The following is a 15,573-nucleotide window of genomic DNA, read 5'->3' as shown; positions in this document are numbered from 1 at the left end:
CATCGCAATGCGCGCCGACAAGACCGACCAGAGCTTCACTTCAATGATCTATCTGGCCGCGGCCGCGATAAACTCCAGATGAATCCCAACAGACCCTAGGGCATTATCGGTTCTGATTGAATCAGAACCGAAGCTCCATATTTTGTTTTGAAGCGTTTTCTTCGCGAACCGATATCCACTTCGCCCGAAAACGCTCCAGCTATTCCGCGGCCTGCTCGAGCGGCGCCACGCGCGGCAGGATGATCTGGATGCGTGTGCCGCTGCCCGGCTCGGAATCGAGATCCAGCCGTCCGCCGAGCCGGTTCGTGACAATGCTGTAGACGATGTGCAGCCCGAGTCCGGTGCCGCCCTGGTCGCGCCGCGTCGTGAAGAACGGATCAAATGCACGTCGGCGGACGTCGAGCGACATGCCGCAACCATTGTCGGAGAAGGTGATCTCGACATTGTCCTTGCCGGACTCGCGCACCTGGATGTCGATGGTCCCCGGCCGTCCGTCCGGGAAGGCGTGCGCCACCGCGTTGAGAAACAGATTGGTCAGCACCTGGCCGTACGGCCCGGGATAGCTGTTCATGGTCAGATCAGGCTGGCATTCGACATTGAGCGTCAAATTGTGCTTGCGCAGGCCGGGCCGCAGACTCATCACTACCTGCTCGGTGAGGTCACCGAGATCGAAGCTGCGCTGATCCGAATAGTTGCGGTCGGCGGCGACCTGCTTGAACGACTGGATCAGCTCGGCGGCGCGATTGAGATTGGAGACGAGCTGCGAGGACGCGTCGCGGCTGGTGTGAAGGAAGTCGTTGAGCGTAGAGCGGCGCAGCTCGCCGCGCTCGACCTCGGCGGTGAACATCGCGGTCTTGCGCTCCAGCGCGGAGGCAACCGTGAGGCTGATGCCGACGGGATTGTTGACCTCGTGGGCGACGCCGGCGACGAGGCGCCCGAGCGCCGCCAGCTTTTCCGCCTCTATCAGCGAGGCCTGGGTCTCGCGCAGATTGCGCAGCGCGGTCTCGGCGGATTCCTTGGCTTTGCGCATCTCCTGCTCGCCGCGCTTGCGCTCGCCGATGTCGAGCGCCACGGTGACGATCCGCTCGATCTCGCCCTCGATATCGAGCAGCGGCAGCTTGTTGACCAGCCATTGCCGCATGTGGCCGGAAGAATCCTTGTACTCCTCTTCGTAGAAGCCGAGACCTTTTCGAAGCGTGAGCACGCGCTTGTCGTTCTCGTCGGTCTTGGCTGCACCGTAGCGCGACATCAGATCCGCCGTGGTGCGGCCGAGCGCATCGCCGGGCTCGATGCCGAAGATGCCGGCCATGTAGCGGTTCATCAGCACGTAGCGCAGGTCGCGGTCCTTGACGTTGATCACTGCCGGCACGGTGTCGATGACCTGCTGGAGCAGGCGCCGTCCTTCGGCGATGGCGTCTTCCGCCCGCTTCTGGTCGGTGATGTCGCGCAGCGTGCCTTCGTAGCGGACGATGTTGCCCGCCTCGTCGGGGACGCCGGTGGCGCTGTCGGACAGCCACAGGATGTTGCCGCTGCGCTGGCGTACCTGGTATTCGAACTCGCGCACGATGCCGTCGCGGGCCATCAGCCGCTGATATTCGACGCGAGCCTCGGGATTGACGTAGATGGTGTGGGCGATGTCGTCGATGCTGTCGATGAGCTGCTTGGGGCTGTCATAGCCCATCATCCGCGCCAGCGCCGGATTGGCGTTGAGGAGATCACCGGCCGGTGTCGTCACGTAAATGCCGTCGACCGAGCCCTCGAACAGTTTTCGGTAGCTCTCTTCGGCGAGGCGCTGCTCGGTCAGCGCGCGCACCGCTGCCTCGCGCGCCGTGTCGGCCTCCTCCAGCGCGCGGCGGAACACTTCGGCCGCGCGGGCGATGTCGCCGATCTCGTTGTCGACGTCGGCGGACGGGATCGAGGTGTTCTTCTCGCCTGCTGCGAGCGCGCGGATCGACCGTGCGATCTGGGCGAGCGGACGGACCGTCCGCCGCACCACGAAGCCGGCCGCGAGAATGCCGATCAGCACGCCGATGGTGCCGAGCACGATACTCTGCCAGCGCGCCTCCGTCAGCGTCCGGGCGAAGTCGCGCGACAGCACGTGGCCGCGCCGGGCACTGACCTCGCGCAGCAATTCGGTGACGCGCCCGATCAGCCGGCCCTCGGTTCCCAGCACCTCGCGATCGATATCGGCGATCTGCCGTTCCCGGACCGCGACCGCGATGATGGCGCCGGCATAATTATTGACGGACGACTTCAGCCTGGCATCGCCGATGTCCATCGCCCGCATGCTCTGCGCCGCCTGCTCGGCCGCGGACGGATTGCGCGCGAGCAGTCCGAGCGCGATCCGGCTCTGCGCCTCCGACAGGCGGGAGGCCAGCTCGCGGTCGGCGGTGCCCGCGACCGCCACATCGAATTGGTCGCGCAGCGGCGGCAGGCCGGCGAGCAGCTGGGCGCGGCGATCAATCAGGGTCGAGATCCGCTCCAGGCCGCTGCGATAGGTCGCAAGTCTTTCGGTAACCCCGTCGATCATGTCCTGCTGCTCGGGCGCAAGCTCGATGCGGGTCTTCTTCAGGATGTCGCTGAGCGTCGAGGCCGCCTCGCCCACCTGCTTGAATTGGGTGCCGGCGCCGGGGTCGGTGACGAAATCGCGCGCGGCGAGCCGCAACTCGTTCATGCGGCGGTCGATGTCCTCGGCGAGGTCGCCGACGCTCTGGAGCCGCTGCAATTCGGCAAAGGTCGTGTCGATGTGCCGGATCGCGATCACGCTCGCGGTCGAGGTCACGATGATCACCGCCAGCACCAGAAGGAAGCTGCCGAAGGTGAGCTGGCCGATGGAGAGCGAGAATGTTCGCTTTTTCTCAGGGGTCGGCGTCAATTCGGCGGACATTCGTGATTTGAGGACCGGGGCTGCTGGAGGCGCAATATACGACGTATTGCGGCCCCGGGGGAACACGCCTCAGCCGCCGAATATCCTTAATATTGCAGCCCCGCCGCCTTTCTTGGCCCCGGCTTTATGACGTTTTGACGCTGGCCGGCCGCCGGGCCGGGATGGTCATGGCGGCGACGCCAAGGACGACGCAGGCAAGGCCGATCCAGGCGGTCCGGCTCAGGCTCTCGCCGAGGAAGGCGACGCTGATGGCAACCCCGATGGGCACGCGGAGATAGGCCTGCGCGGTGGTGCCGACCGAGCCCAGGGTCTGGATCAGGCGGAAATAGATCACGAAGGCCGCGGCGGTCGAGAAGGTCGCAAGCGCGAGCAGCGCCAGCACCGAGCTCTGGGAGGGAGACAGCGTCCAGGGCTGTTCGACGATCAGCGAGGCCGGGATCAGTGCAGCCGCCCCCGCCAGCAGCGAGCCGGCCGCGGGCGCCATGGGATCGAGGCCCTTAAAGCTGCGGCCGAAGATCGCGGCACAGGCATAACAGATGGTGGCGGCGACGATCGCTGCCTCCGCGACGAGACCGCTGCCGATATCATGGAACGCATCGACGCCGACGATCAACAGGATGCCGGCCATGCCGGAGACCACGCCGACCAGCTTTCGCGGGGTCGTCGCCTCGTGACGGGTCACAACGGCCGTGAGCAGGAAGGTGAAGATCGGGCCGGCCGAGTTGAGGATGGTCGCGAGCGACGCGTCGACATGGCGCTCGCCCCAGGCGATCAGCGTCCAGGGAATGACGCTGTTGAGCACGGCCTGGAAGGCAAAGCGCTGCCAGGTCGCGCCGTCTGTCGGCATCCTGATGCCCCTCGCCCACATGATCGCGAGCAGCAGCAGGCCCGCAATCGTGGTGCGCGCTGCGATCAGCGTGATCGGCGGAATGGTGGCAACGCCGAGCTTGATGAAGGTGTAGGAGCCGCCCCAGAGCGTTGCGAGCGCGACCAGCAGCGCCAGCTCGACGGCGACGTTGTTGTCCTGCCGGTTGTCCATGTCGCGCGCTCCGTTCCGTTGTCAGAGACGGAAACTAGCGCGCCTGCCCTCGCCAATACTTCGTTGTGTATCGAAGTGTTCTAGCCGACCGCCCCGACCTCGAACACCTCACCGTCATAGCCGGCCTCGCGGGGGATGCGGAGCTGGCGGCCGGTTTCGGTCCTGGTCATGACAGGCATCACCGTCACGACGGACATGCCGCGGGCGTGCTCCAGCGCCGCGCTCACGCTCGACTGCTTGGCGAGCCGGATCAAATTACGTGTGGTCGGGAACGGCAGCTTGAAGCGGCCGCTCTCGCCGCCCTCAACCGCCTCGCGCGGCGAGACCCAGATCGAGTCGGTCGATTCCCGGCCGTCATGCGCGCCGAGCTGGTCGGGCGGTGCTGCGGCGAGGAAGAACCAGGTGTCGAAACGTTTTGGCATGCCCTCGGGCGTGATCCAGTGCGCGTAAGGCAAGAGCGTATCGAGCGCGAGCTGGAGACCGTTGTCGGCCAGAATGCTCAGGAAGCTGACCTTGTGCTCGTTGAGCGCGACGCGATGCGCATCAGCGATCTCGCCGGCGCGCCTGGCGTCAACAGGCGTGCCCGAATCCTTGGACCGTGCCAGCAAAATGCCGCTCTCCTCAAAGGTCTCGCGGATCGCGGCGATACGAAATCCGCGGTCCGATTCACTCAGGCCCTCGCCGCCCGAATACAGGTCGGAGCGCTTGACGATCTCCTGATCGCCGGCATCGACGCTGCCGCCGGGAAACACCAGCGCGCCCGAATTGAACTCGATCTGATGATGGCGGACCATCATAAAGACTTCGATTTCCTTCGCTGCGGCGCCGTCGCGCAGCAGGAGGATCGTCGACGCGGGACGTGATGCTGAGGCCTCGGCCATTCAACTTAACCTGCGGCGCTGGATTGCGGCCCAAGATTGGCGCGCTTGTCGATTCGAGCGACGCGCGACAGCAGGTACTCGACCTCTGCCTTTGCCGCCGGCGTGATGCTCGCTGCGGGCTTGCGCTGCGCGCTGGAGGCGATGATGCCGCGCTTCTGCAGCACGTATTTGCGCACGGCAAGGCCTGCACCCGGCTGCTGCTCGTAGCGGATCAGCGGCAGATGCGCGTCAAACAGATCATGCGCGGCGTCGCGCTTGCCGGCCTTCGAGAGGTTCACGACGTCGATCAGAAGCTCGGGGAAGGCGTAGCCGGTCATGGCGCCGTCGGCGCCGCGCTCCATCTCGAAATCGAGGAACGTGCCGCCATTGCCGCAGAGGATCGAGAGCGGTCGCAGCGAGCCGTCCTTCTGGAAGTTGCGCAGCGTCGAGATCTTTTCCAGGCCCGGCCAGTCCTCGTGCTTGAGCATCACGCAGTTTGGATTGTCCATGACGATCTTGCGGATCACGGCGGGGGTGAACACCACCGTCAAGGTCAGCGGATAGTCCTGGAGTACCCAGGGCACGTCGGGACCGATCGCCTCGGCCGCCTGCTTGTAATAGCCGACGATCTGGACGTCGGTGCGGAGCGACGGCGGCGGCGCGATCATCACACCGGCCGCACCGGCGTCCATCGAGGCTTTGGCAAGTGAGCGCATGGTGGCAAAGCCCGGCGCGGAGACGCCGACGATCACCTGCATCTTCTTGGCACGCTTGACGAAGCGCACCGCCACCTGCTCGGCCTCTGCGGCATCGAGCTTCGGCGCCTCACCAAGGATGCCCAGCACCGTGACGCCGTCGCAGCCGACCTCCTCGTAAAAATCGGTCAAGCGGTCGATCGAGCGCTCGTCGATCCGGCCGTCGTCGTGGAACGGCGTCGGCGCGATTGCGAAGGTGCCCTTGGCGTCGGCAGTGAGTTTCATCAGTCCCTGTATCCTTTGTTCGTGATCCCCGGGCTCGCGCGTTGCGGGGTCCGGGAGACCATGGCCTAAAACCGTCGCGCGCCCATCTTGATCTGCTCCTCGGAGAAGAAGATCTCCTTGGCATGCTCAGCGATGTCCCGTGCGTTCCACCCCGTGTGCGGCGGTTTCCAGCCGTCCATCTCCATCATCCGCATTTCGCGCACGCCGCGGGGCCCGGATACGCCCAGCACCTTGCCGGTCTGATCGCCCGACAAATCGCTGACCATGTATAGCACGGCCGGCGCGATGCCGTCCGGCCCCAGCGCCGCACCGGGGTTCTCCTTATAGCGGGGCAGGTCTGCGGTCATGCGGGTCAGCGCGCCCGGCGCGAGCGTCCAGATCCGGATGTTGTATTTCCGGCCCTCGATCGCCAGCACGTTGGACAGGCCCCAAATGCCGCCCTTGGCCGCGCCGTAATTGGTCTGGCCGAAATTGCCGATCAGGCCGGAGGTCGAGGAGGTGTTGACGATGACGCCGCCGCCGTTTTCCCGCATCCAGCGAAACACCGGCATGGTGCAACAAAAGGTGCCCTTCAGATGCACTTTGATGACCTTGTCCCAGTCGGACTCGCTGGCCTTGGAGAAGGTCTGATCGCGTAAAATGCCCGCATTGTTGACGAGGATGTCGGCGCGGCCAAAATGCTTGATGGCGTCGTCGAATAGCGACTGGCCGCCTTCCATCGTGGAGATGTCGGCGCCGTTGGCGACGGCCTTGCCGCCTTCGGCCCTGATCGCATCCACCACGAGCTGCGCCATCGATTTGTCAGCGCCGGAGCCGTCACGGGGGCCACCGAGGTCGTTGACGACGACGGAGGCCCCTTCCTGCGCGAACAGCTTTGCATAGGCCTCACCGAGCCCCCCGCCCGCGCCGGTGATCAGCGCGACCTTGCCGTCAAGTAGTCCCATGGTGGCGTCTCCCTGTCGTTTTTTTGTGTCCCGGACGCGATGCAGCGTGCAACGCTGCGTCGCTGAGCCGGGATCCAGCTCTTTCTTTGCTTGGGCTCGCTAGACCCCGGCTCTGCAGCGCACCGCTGAAGAAGCGCAACGCTGCGTCCGGGGCGCGAAACCGCCTCTAACCCAACACCGTCTTGCCGTTCTTGATCACGGTGACGCCGCGCGACTTCACCTTGGCTTCGAACGAGATCGTGTTGCCGTCCTTCCAGAGGTCCATTGTCACGGTCTCGCCGGGATAGACCGGCGAGGAGAACCGCGCGACGTGCTGGCGGAAGGCGGAGGCGTCGTAGTCGGCATAGGTCTGGAGCACGCCGCGGCAGGTGATGCCGTAGGTGCACATGCCGTGCAGGATCGGGCGCGGGAAGCCGGCCTTCTTCGCAAATTCGGGATCGGAGTGCAGCGGGTTGCGGTCGCCGCAGAGGCGATAGACCAGCGCCTGGTCGGGGCGCGTGACGATGTCGATGGTCTTGTCGGGTGAGCGCGACGGGATCTTGTGCGGATCGGGTTGCGTCAGGTTCGGCCCGCCAAAGCCGCCATCGCCGCGGGCGAAGCGCGAGGCGACCAGCGTTGCCAGCTTCTCGCCCTTCTCGTTCTTGAGCACGGTCTGATGGCTGATGACGACGCCCTTGTCCTTGCCCTTGTCGTAGACTTCGACGACGGAGGAATCGGCGGTGATGTGCGCGGCGACCGGCAGCGGCTGGTGGAAGGTGATGTCGCGCTCGCCGTCGACCACCATCACGCGATTGAGGTTCATTTCGCCGGGCCCTGCGCCCCACGCCGCAACGGAGGCGAACGTCGGCACCACCTTGAGCGGCCGCGGCGTCAACGTGCCCTCGTTGACGAAGGCAAGCTCGTTCTCGTCCATCGGATCGGCGCCGAGGCCGATGCCGTAGGCGTAGAGCATGACTTCGCGATCGCTGTAGGCGTATTTCTGGCCGATGTTTTTCAGGCCTTTGAGCTCTTCGTATCTGGCGGACATTTTGTTTGTTTCCTTCCGGATGGTTCTCATCCCCATGGTGAGGAGGCGCTCTTGCGCCGCCTCGAACCATGAGGATGCCCGAAACGCTTTCTTTGTCGTGGCCATCCTTCGAGACGCTTGCTTCGCAAGCTCCTCAGGATGAGGACCGCCCTACGCCGGCGTAAAGAACGGCAGCGGCGCGCCGTCGGTCGGCTTGAACACCACCTTCACCTTCTGGCCGATCTTCAGCTTCTCGAGATCGCAATCGACGAAGTTGGTCTGGAGCGAAGGTCCCTCTTTCAGCGTGACGTAACCGATTGCGTAAGGACCGGTCGGCGACTTCCGCATCAAGCTGTAAGTGTAGATCGTGGCTTCGCCCGAACTCTCCTCCCACACCGTCTTGTCCGAATAACAGAACGGGCAGATCGCGCGCGGGAAGTAGTGCGCTTCGCCGCAGGCGGTGCAGCGCTTGATCATGAACTTGCCCTGCTTGGCCGCGTCCCAGAACGCGGCGGTCTCGGGGTTCGTCGCCGGGGCCGGATATTTCTTTGTCTCGCTCATCACACGCGCTCCAGAATAGCAGTCGAGGCAGCGTGGCGCACGCCCAGCAATCCGCCGGTGCCGTGGGCGATCGCGAGATCGCAGTTTTGAACCTGCACCTTCGGATGCGCCTCGCCGCGCAACTGGCGGACCGCCTCAAGGATCTTGGTCATGCCGCCGCGGTTGACGGGATGATTGCTGCAGAGGCCGCCGCCGTCGGTGTTGAACGGCAGCTTGCCGACGCCCGAGATCAGATTGCCGTCGGCGACGAACTTGCCGCCCTCGCCTTTCTTGCAGAAGCCAAGGTCTTCGAGTTGCATCAGCACGGTGATGGTGAAGCTGTCGTAGATCGAGGCGTACTTGATGTCCTTCGGCGTGATGCCGGCTTCCTCGAACGCACGCGGGCCGGACCAGATCCCGGCGGAGTAAGTGAGGTCGAGATCCTTGCCGCCGCGCGGGCCCTTCATGGCCTCGCCATGTCCGATCAGTCTGACCAGCGGCTTCTTGAGGCTCTTGGCGATCTCGGGCGTGGTCACGATCAGCGCACCGCCGCCATCTGAGACGACGCAGCAATCCATGCGATGCAGCGGATCTGAGATCATCGGCGAGTTCAGCACGTCTTCGACGGTGACGACGTCCTTGAGCATCGCATGCGGATTGTATTGCGCGTGATGCGAAGCCGCGACCTTGATCCAGGCGAGCTGCTCGCTGGTGGTGCCATAGTCGTGCATGTGGCGCATGGCACACATGCCGTAGGCATTGTGCGTGGTCGCGCCGTAAGCCATCTCGAAATCGGCCTCGGCGCCGGCCGCACGCGGCGGCATCGCCCCGGTGCGCGGTTTCCCTGCCAGCGTGATCAGCGCGATCGAGCACTTGCCCGCGGCGATCGCCTCGGCGGCGTGGCCGAGATGGATGATGTAGGAACAGCCGCCGGTTTCGGTGGAATCGACGTGGCGGAGCTTTTTGGTATTCAGGCCGAGATAATCGACCATCGGCCAGGCGCCGCCGGGCGCATCGCCCGCGCAGAAATAGCCGTCGACATCGTCCTTGCTGAGCCCGGCATCCTCGATCGCGCCCTTGGCGACCTCGGCATGAAGCTGAGCGGTGGATTTGTCCGGCGCATGCCGGGTCGGGTGTTCAAAAATCCCGGCAATGTAGGCCTTGCCCTTGATGGTCAAAACTTCAGGTCTCCGCTGGCGTTTCTTCTTGCTCCGTTTTTCTGAACCGCGGTGGCCTGATTGGCAAGCGCGGAAATATTCCGTCGGGCGAGAGGGCGGCGGCTTGGCGCAAATGATGCGCCCGTGTCCCGGACGCGCTGCAACGCCTCAACGTTGCCGCGCAGAGCCGGGACCCATGTGGCCACGCAAATCGTTGCGACATGGGCCCCGGCTCTGCAGCGCACCGCTAAAGAAGCGCTGCGCTGCGCGCCGGGACACGAGAGCTTCGTTCGGTCCAGGTCGTAAAGGTGTTTTGCCCGACGGCACAAGCGGTTTCGTTTTATCGAAAGCCCGTTTTTATCGAAAACAACCCCATGCACAGTAGAACGGTGGTTGATTTCAAACAGGATTTCGCAGGGTGGGTTAAGCGAACCCACCCTGCAAAGTTCTACTCCGCCGCGATCTGCCTCGGCACGGGCGGCGGGTTGGCAAGATCCGCGGCGAGCTGGGCGTAGCGGGCCTTGGCGTCCGCGACGGCCTTCTCCTTGACCGGGCCGTAGCCGCGGATGCGGTCGGGCAACGAGAGCAGCTCCACCGCGGTGTCGATCGTGAGCGGCGACAACAGGCCGAGCACGGTGGCGACGTCCTTCTCGTAGCCGGTGATCAGGTCGCGTTCGAGCTTGCGGTCGGCGCTGCGGCCGAAGATGTCGAGCGGCGTGCCGCGCAGCACCTTGAATTTCGCAAGCACGCGGAACATCGGAAGCATCCACGGGCCGTACGCGCGCTTCTTCGGGCGGCCGAGCGCATCGACGCCACGGCTAAGGATCGGCGGTGCCAGATTGAAGCTGAACTTGAAGTCGCCCTCGAACTGGTCGCGGAGCTGCTTTTCGAAAGCACCGTCGGTGAAGAGGCGCGCGACTTCGTATTCGTCCTTGTAGGCCAGCAGCTTGGCGTAGTTGACCGCGACGGCGCGGGTCAGCGCCTCGTCATAGCCGCCCTGCCTGGCGGCTTCGCTGACCTGGTCCACCAGCTTGCGGTAACGCTTGGCCAGCCGGCCGTTCTGATAGGCGGTGAGATGCTTGGCGCGGTGCTCGACGATCTCGTCGAGCGTCATTGCGTCCAGTGTCTTGGGCGCGATGACCTCGTCCGTTCCCTTCAACATACCGGCGAGACGCCGGGGGTCCGCGACCGCGAGACGGCCGAGGCGGAAAGCTTCCTTGTTCATCTTGATCGAGACGCCGTTGACCTCGATCGCCTGCTCGATCGACTCCGCTGACAACGGCAAGAGCCCCTTCTGATAGGCGTAGCCCATCATCATCATGTTGGTAGCGATGCTGTCGCCGAGCAGCTGCTCTGCCGGCTTGGTGAAGTCGAAGAACACGGAGTCCTTGTGCAGCGCCGTTTCCAGCAACCCATTCAACTTGCGGGTCTGGAAGTTGAAGTCGCGGTTGAGGATGAAGTCGGCGGTGGGAATGACGTGGCTGTTGATGATGCCGCGGGTGCGGCTGGTGTCGCAGAGCGAGATCGTGTCCTTGGCGACCGCGACCACCTCATCGGCGGCGAGCACGACATCGGCCGTGCCTGTGACGATGCGCGAGCAAGTCACCTCGGCCGGATGGTCGGACAGGCGCACATGGCTGAGCACCGCCCCGCCCTTCTGCGCCAGACCGGACATGTCGAGGATCATCGAGGCCTTGCCCTCGATATGGGCGGCCATGCCGAGCAGCGCGCCGATGGTCAGCACGCCGGTACCGCCGACGCCGCCGACCGCAATGTTGTAGGGCTTGTCCAAATTGGGGCGCGACGCCGGCTCAGGCAGATCGCCGATATCGCCGACGCCCGCCGGCGCGCGCTTGCGCATCTTGCCACCATCGACGGTGACGAAGGACGGGCAAAAGCCCTTTACGCAGGAATAATCCTTATTGCAGGTCGACTGGTTGATGGCGCGCTTGCGGCCGAACTCGGTCTCCAGCGGCTCGACCGAAATGCAGTTCGATTGCACCGAGCAATCGCCGCAGCCTTCGCACACCGCGGGATTGATGAGCACACGGCGTGCCGGATCCTCCAGTGTGCCGCGCTTGCGGCGGCGGCGCTTCTCGGCGGCGCAGGTCTGCACGAAGACGATCGCGGAGGCGCCCTTGACCTTGCGCAGCGTTTTCTGGACCGCGTCGAGCTCGTCACGATGCGCGGTCTTGACGCCGGGCGCGATCTCGCTCGCCGGATAGGCGTCGGGATTTTCCGAGACCAGATAGATCTCGCGGATGCCTTCGCTGTGGAGCTGGAAGGTGATCTGCTGGGGCGACAATTCGCCGTCGACATGCTGGCCGCCGGTCATCGCGGTCGCGTCGTTATAGAGGATCTTGTAGGTGATGTTGGCGCCGGAGGCGACCGCCTGGCGGATCGCGAGGCTGCCGGAGTGGAAATACGTGCCGTCGCCGAGATTGGCGAACACGTGCTCTTCCTTGGTAAAGGGGGCAACGCCGACCCACGGCACGCCCTCGCCGCCCATATGGGTGAAGGTCTCGGTGGAGCGATCCATCCACAACGCCATGAAGTGGCAGCCGATGCCGGCAAAGGCGCGACTGCCTTCGGGCACCTTGGTCGAGGTGTTGTGCGGACAGCCGGAGCAGAAATACGGGGTGCGGGCGACAGGCGCGGTCGCCTGCATCTGCGAAGCCTGGCGGCCGTTGAACCAATCGGCCTTGGCGCGCAGCATCGTTGCAATTTCGGGATTGAGATCAAGTCGAAGCAGACGCTCGGTCAGCGAACTGGCCAAAGAGGCGACGCTGAGTTCTTCGGCAAAGGGAAGGAAGCGCTTGTCGTGATCGTCCATCTTGCCGATGATGCGGGGACGGACATCGTCGCGCCAGTTGAACAGCTCCTGCTTCACTTGATTCTCGACGATCTCGCGGCGCTCTTCGATGATGAAGATTTCCTCGAGGCCTACAGCGAATTGCCTGACGCCTTCCGGCTCCAGAGGCCAGGGCATGCCGATCTTGTACAATCGAAGTCCGATCTTGGCCGCGACCTCGGGTGTGAGGCCGAGCTCACGCAGCGCCTGCCGGATATCCTCGTAGCTCTTGCCGGACGCCATGATGCCATAGCGGGCGTTCGGCGAATCCATGGTGATGCGGTTGACCTTGTTGGCACGCGCAAAGGCGATCGCGGCAAAACCCTTGTAGTCCTGCAGCCGGCGGTCCTGGGCAAAGCGGTCGTCGGGCCAGCGCAGATTGAGGCCACCCTCGGGCATCTCGAAATCGGTCGGGATCACGAACGGCGTCATCTCGTCCGTGAGGTCGATCTCGGCGGTGGTCTCCACCGTCTCCGTGATCACCTTCATGCCGACCCAGCAGCCCGAGTAGCGCGACATCGCGATACCGAGCAGGCCCATCTCGATCATCTCGTGGACGCTCGAGGGGTAGAGATAGGGCATCAGCGCCGACATGAAGGCGTGGTCGGACTGATGCGGGACGGTGGAGGATTTTGCACCGTGGTCGTCGCCGGCGAGACACAAGACGCCGCCGTTCTTGGCGGAGCCAGCGGCATTGCCGTGACGGAACACGTCGCCGCAGCGATCGACGCCGGGGCCCTTGCCGTACCAGATGCCGACCACGCCGTCATATTTGGCGCCGGGCGAGAGGTTGAGCTGCTGCGAGCCCCAGACCGCGGTCGCGGCCAGATCCTCGTTCACGCCGGGCTGGAACTTGATGTTGTACTGCTCGAGATGCTTGCGCGCGGCGAAGAGCTGCTGGTCATAGCCGCCGAGCGGCGAGCCGCGATAGCCGGAGATGAAGCCCGCGGTGTTCAGCCCCGCGGCACGGTCGCGCCGGATCTGGGCCATCGGCAGGCGGACCAGCGCCTGAATGCCGGTTGTGAAAATATGTCCCGTGTCCTGGGTGTATTTCTGATCGAGACTGATCGGACCCTGGTTGATGCCCATTATGTCCTCTTCCGCCCTTTTGAGCGCTTGGCTGCTTAAGCCGTTGCCTGCCCGTTGTTTTTAGCTAGGGCGCGCCGACCATCTTTGCCACTCTATGTCGGATATTTCACGCTCCGCATCACAAATCTGGCCCAGAGACGGCGCCGGGTGATAATCGCAATTTCGTGGCTGCAATGGCATCGGCGATTGTCAATTTGTGTCACGATACCCCCGCCGTCGCGAAACGAATTGACGCCCCCGTCACGCGGGACGACGTCGATGGGTCGCAGGAGAGGCTTTCGATGCGGACGATTCTGGCTGGCTTGGCTCTCGTGGGTCTGGCGTTGTGCAGTGCGGTTACGAGCGCGGCCCTCGCTTCAGAGCCGTCGCCGGAGCTGATCGCCTACGGCAAGGTGCTGGTTGAGGCCGGCGATTGTGCGGGCTGCCACACCGCTGATCCCGCAAAACCGTTCGCGGGCGGAAAGCGCATCGACACGCCCTTTGGCGCAATCTACGCGCCGAACCTGACCCCGGACCGCGACACCGGCATCGGCGCCTGGACGGATGCCGATTTTACCCGCGCTGTGCGCACCGGCGTCGCACCCGACGGCTCGAACTATTATCCGGCGTTCCCCTATCCCTATTTCACGCGGATGACGAAAGACGACACGCTGGCGATCCGGGCCTATCTCGGAACGCTCGCGGCCGTCACGAGCCGGAACAAGCCGCCGGAGCTACGCTGGCCGTTCGGTTATCGCGGCCTGATGCGGATCTGGAACATGGTGTATTTCAAGCCCGGCTTGTTCGAGCCGGACCAGAGCCAGAGCGCGGCGTGGAATCGGGGCGGCTATCTCGTCACCGGGCTCGGCCATTGCGGCGCCTGCCATACGCCGAAGAACTATTTTGGCGCGGACAAGCAGGCGCAAGCACTCTCGGGCAACAAGGTCGGCGGCTGGTACGCACCAAGACTCGATGGCGCTCCCCGCGCCGGGCTGAAGTCGTGGAGCGTCGAGGACATCACCGAATATCTTCAGAGCGGGCGCAACGCCAGGAGCCATGCCGGCGGGCTGATGGCAGAGGTGGTCGTCAACTCGACCTCGAAAATGAGCGATGCCGATGTGCGTGCGATCGCGGTTTACCTGAAGGGCCTGCCGCCGGCACGGCGCGAGACGATCGTGACGCCGCCTGACGATGCCGAGATGAAGGCCGGCCAGGCGGTCTACGCCAAACTCTGCATTGCCTGCCACGAGGCCGACGGCTCCGGCGCGCCGCGCATCTATCCGCCGCTGCCTGGCAACGCGCTGCTGCAATCGGTCAATCCGTCCTCGACATTGCGCATCATCCTCGACGGCGCCCAAACCGTGACGACGCAGCGCGCGCCCAACACCGGCGAGATGCCGGCCTATGGCAAGCAATTGTCCGACGAAGAGATCGCGGCGGTGACGAACTACATCCGCAATTCCTGGGGCAATGCCGCGCCGCTGGTGACGGCATCACAGGTCGCCAAGGCGCGGAGGCAGGAGCCGTAGTCAGGGCTTTCGCTCCTCATCTTCCGTGAAGACGAATTTCGGCATCTCCCATTTGTAGCGCACCGCCAGCAGGCGGAAGCTGATGCCGAGGATAAAGGTCAAAATGGTCCAGAGCTCGGTGTTGAGCTTGAGGCCGAAGGCGGTCGCATAGAACAAGCCGGTAACGACCGAGACGCTGGCGTAGAGCTCGGAGCGGAACAGCAGCGGCACGTCATTGCAGAGCACGTCGCGCAACACGCCGCCGGCGCAGCCGGTCACCATGCCGGAGACGATGACGATCGGCAGCGTGGCGTCCATCTGCCAGGCGATATCGCAGCCCGTCATTGTAAAGACGACGAGGCCGATGGCATCGAGCACGATGAAGGCCACCTTCAGCCGGTGCACGAGGCGCGCCATCAGGATGGTGAGGAAAGCGGCGCCGCCGGCCAGCGCGAGGTAGATTGGGTTTTGCACCCAGGCCAGCGGATAGTGACCCAGGAAGAGATCGCGCAAGGTGCCGCCGCCGAGCGCCGTGATGCAGCCGAGGAAGCAGACGCCGAGCCAGTCCATGCTGCGGCGGCCGGCTGCGAGCGCGGCGCTCATGCCTTGCGCTGCGACCGCGACCAGCGACAGCAGGTGCAGCACGCTATCGCTCGGCGGCAAGCTCCACATCGTTCAGTTCCTTCCTATGCCACGGAACTTACGCTTCGGGTTCCCAGGCGAACAGGTTCCC

General features: G+C 64.4%; 11 protein-coding genes. 1 reads left to right on the top strand and 10 read right to left on the bottom strand.

The features are described 5' to 3' along the window. Positions 1-199 precede the first annotated feature (199 nt). The 9 genes from IVA74_RS07635 to IVA74_RS07595 all read right to left on the bottom strand — a co-directional run bounded on the left by IVA74_RS07635 (position 200) and on the right by IVA74_RS07595 (position 13,353). A complete protein-coding gene (locus IVA74_RS07635; protein WP_247341274.1) occupies positions 200-2,887 on the bottom strand; it encodes a PAS domain S-box protein in 2,688 nt (895 codons plus the stop codon). A gap of 124 nt (positions 2,888-3,011) precedes the next feature. After that, the gene (locus IVA74_RS07630) at positions 3,012-3,926 is read right to left on the bottom strand and encodes an EamA family transporter (protein WP_247341272.1); all 915 of its coding nucleotides are present in this window, start codon (positions 3,924-3,926) and stop codon (positions 3,012-3,014) included. Positions 3,927-4,006: 80 nt separating this feature from the next. Then, positions 4,007-4,807: an NUDIX hydrolase gene (locus tag IVA74_RS07625; RefSeq protein WP_247341270.1), complete on the bottom strand. Its 801-nt coding sequence runs from the start codon at positions 4,805-4,807 to the stop codon at positions 4,007-4,009. Between the two features lie 5 nt (positions 4,808-4,812). Further along, positions 4,813-5,766 carry a dihydrodipicolinate synthase family protein gene (locus IVA74_RS07620; RefSeq protein ID WP_247341268.1) on the bottom strand — a complete coding sequence of 318 codons (954 nt, stop codon included), beginning with the start codon at positions 5,764-5,766 and terminating at the stop codon, positions 4,813-4,815. A 65-nt stretch (positions 5,767-5,831) separates the two neighbouring features. Continuing rightward, positions 5,832-6,710 carry an SDR family oxidoreductase gene (locus tag IVA74_RS07615; RefSeq protein WP_247341266.1) on the bottom strand — a complete coding sequence of 293 codons (879 nt, stop codon included), beginning with the start codon at positions 6,708-6,710 and terminating at the stop codon, positions 5,832-5,834. Positions 6,711-6,876: 166 nt separating this feature from the next. Next, positions 6,877-7,737, bottom strand: coding sequence for a MaoC family dehydratase (locus IVA74_RS07610; RefSeq protein WP_247341264.1), 861 nt, complete (start codon positions 7,735-7,737; stop codon positions 6,877-6,879). Positions 7,738-7,887: 150 nt separating this feature from the next. After that, positions 7,888-8,277 carry an OB-fold domain-containing protein gene (locus IVA74_RS07605; protein ID WP_247341262.1) on the bottom strand — a complete coding sequence of 130 codons (390 nt, stop codon included), beginning with the start codon at positions 8,275-8,277 and terminating at the stop codon, positions 7,888-7,890. Next, positions 8,277-9,434 (bottom strand): thiolase domain-containing protein, encoded by a 1,158-nt coding sequence (locus IVA74_RS07600; protein WP_247341259.1) that lies wholly within the window; start codon positions 9,432-9,434, stop codon positions 8,277-8,279. Before IVA74_RS07600 ends, IVA74_RS07605 begins: the two co-directional genes overlap by 1 nt. A 427-nt stretch (positions 9,435-9,861) precedes the next feature. After that, on the bottom strand, positions 9,862-13,353 hold the full coding sequence (locus tag IVA74_RS07595; protein ID WP_247341257.1) for an indolepyruvate ferredoxin oxidoreductase family protein: 3,492 nt from the start codon (positions 13,351-13,353) through the stop codon (positions 9,862-9,864). Positions 13,354-13,634: 281 nt separating this feature from the next. Here IVA74_RS07595 and IVA74_RS07590 point away from each other — a divergent pair, with 281 nt between their 5' ends. Further along, a complete protein-coding gene (locus tag IVA74_RS07590; protein ID WP_247341255.1) occupies positions 13,635-14,861 on the top strand; it encodes a c-type cytochrome in 1,227 nt (408 codons plus the stop codon). Here the strand turns inward: IVA74_RS07590 and IVA74_RS07585 are convergent, their stop codons facing one another. Continuing rightward, complete coding sequence (locus IVA74_RS07585) at positions 14,862-15,512, bottom strand: trimeric intracellular cation channel family protein (protein ID WP_247341253.1); 651 nt, start codon at positions 15,510-15,512, stop codon at positions 14,862-14,864. Positions 15,513-15,573 lie beyond the last annotated feature (61 nt).

The organism is Bradyrhizobium sp. 132 (genome assembly GCF_023074185.1).
In the GTDB taxonomy this organism is placed as follows: domain Bacteria; phylum Pseudomonadota; class Alphaproteobacteria; order Rhizobiales; family Xanthobacteraceae; genus Bradyrhizobium.
The sequence above is the reverse complement of the archived record's forward strand: the minus strand, read 5'-3'. Positions and strand labels throughout refer to the sequence as shown.

Excerpts from the sequence above, each read along its gene's own strand:
- IVA74_RS07635 (WP_247341274.1), bottom strand. The coding sequence starts at position 2,887 with ATGTCCGCCGAATTGACGCCGACCCCTGAGAAAAAGCGAACATTCTCG.
- IVA74_RS07630 (WP_247341272.1), bottom strand. The coding sequence starts at position 3,926 with ATGGACAACCGGCAGGACAACAACGTCGCCGTCGAGCTGGCGCTGCTG.
- IVA74_RS07625 (WP_247341270.1), bottom strand. The coding sequence starts at position 4,807 with ATGGCCGAGGCCTCAGCATCACGTCCCGCGTCGACGATCCTCCTGCTG.
- IVA74_RS07620 (WP_247341268.1), bottom strand. The coding sequence starts at position 5,766 with ATGAAACTCACTGCCGACGCCAAGGGCACCTTCGCAATCGCGCCGACG.
- IVA74_RS07615 (WP_247341266.1), bottom strand. The coding sequence starts at position 6,710 with ATGGGACTACTTGACGGCAAGGTCGCGCTGATCACCGGCGCGGGCGGG.
- IVA74_RS07610 (WP_247341264.1), bottom strand. The coding sequence starts at position 7,737 with ATGTCCGCCAGATACGAAGAGCTCAAAGGCCTGAAAAACATCGGCCAG.
- IVA74_RS07605 (WP_247341262.1), bottom strand. The coding sequence starts at position 8,277 with ATGAGCGAGACAAAGAAATATCCGGCCCCGGCGACGAACCCCGAGACC.
- IVA74_RS07595 (WP_247341257.1), bottom strand. The coding sequence starts at position 13,353 with ATGGGCATCAACCAGGGTCCGATCAGTCTCGATCAGAAATACACCCAG.
- IVA74_RS07590 (WP_247341255.1), top strand. The coding sequence starts at position 13,635 with ATGCGGACGATTCTGGCTGGCTTGGCTCTCGTGGGTCTGGCGTTGTGC.
- IVA74_RS07585 (WP_247341253.1), bottom strand. The coding sequence starts at position 15,512 with ATGTGGAGCTTGCCGCCGAGCGATAGCGTGCTGCACCTGCTGTCGCTG.